At 73.7% G+C, this 695-nt stretch carries 1 protein-coding gene; it reads left to right on the top strand.

All coding sequences use genetic code 11. The features are described from left to right. Positions 1-31: 31 nt before the first annotated feature. Positions 32-695: TIGR03915 family putative DNA repair protein (locus VP06_RS31550; protein ID WP_048467778.1), on the top strand; the 664-nt coding region annotated here is incomplete at its 3' end.

Below are 695 nucleotides of genomic sequence, written 5' to 3'. Positions count from 1 at the left end.
CGAGCCGCCGCGCCAGCTGAGCCTGTTCTAGATGCGCCCCCGCACCATCCGGCTCGCCGCCGGTGCCGATCTGGAGGGGTTTCGCGCGGCGATCCGGCACCTCGTCGCGGCGGGTGTCCCGCCCGAGGCGGTGACCTGGGTCGCGGGCGACGCCGCTTCGCTGTTTCCCGAGGCGGAAGCAGCGGCACCCGGTTCGGCGCTCGCCCTGCCGCGGGCGGTGGCGGCCCTGATCCCGCCCGTCGTCATGCATCGCGATCGCGAGCGCTACGGCCTGCTCCACCGGTTGGTCTGGCGGGTGGCAGGAGGAGAGCGGCACCTCGCGGAGGTGGCGAGCGACCCCCTGGTCCATCGCCTCGCGCTGATGCGCAAGGCGGTGGCGCGCGACCTGCACAAGATGCACGCCTTCCTGCGCTTCCGTCGCGCAGGGGCGGGGGAGGCAGGGCGGGAGCGGTTCGCCGCCTGGTTCGAGCCCGAGCACCACATCCTGGCGGAGGCGGCGCCGTTCTTTTCCGCGCGCTTCCCCGCCTTCGACTGGTCGATCCTCACCCCGGACGGCTCGGCCCATTGGGATGGCCGCACCCTGACCTTCGGGCCGCCGGGCCGGCGCGACGACGTGCCGGATCGGGACGCCTTCGAGGCCGGCTGGACCGACTATTATGCGAGCACCTTCAACCCCGCCCGCACCAACCTCGCGG

This window comes from Methylobacterium aquaticum, assembly GCF_001043915.1.
GTDB classification, from domain to species: domain Bacteria; phylum Pseudomonadota; class Alphaproteobacteria; order Rhizobiales; family Beijerinckiaceae; genus Methylobacterium; species Methylobacterium aquaticum.
The sequence above is the reverse complement of the archived record's forward strand: the minus strand, read 5'-3'. Positions and strand labels throughout refer to the sequence as shown.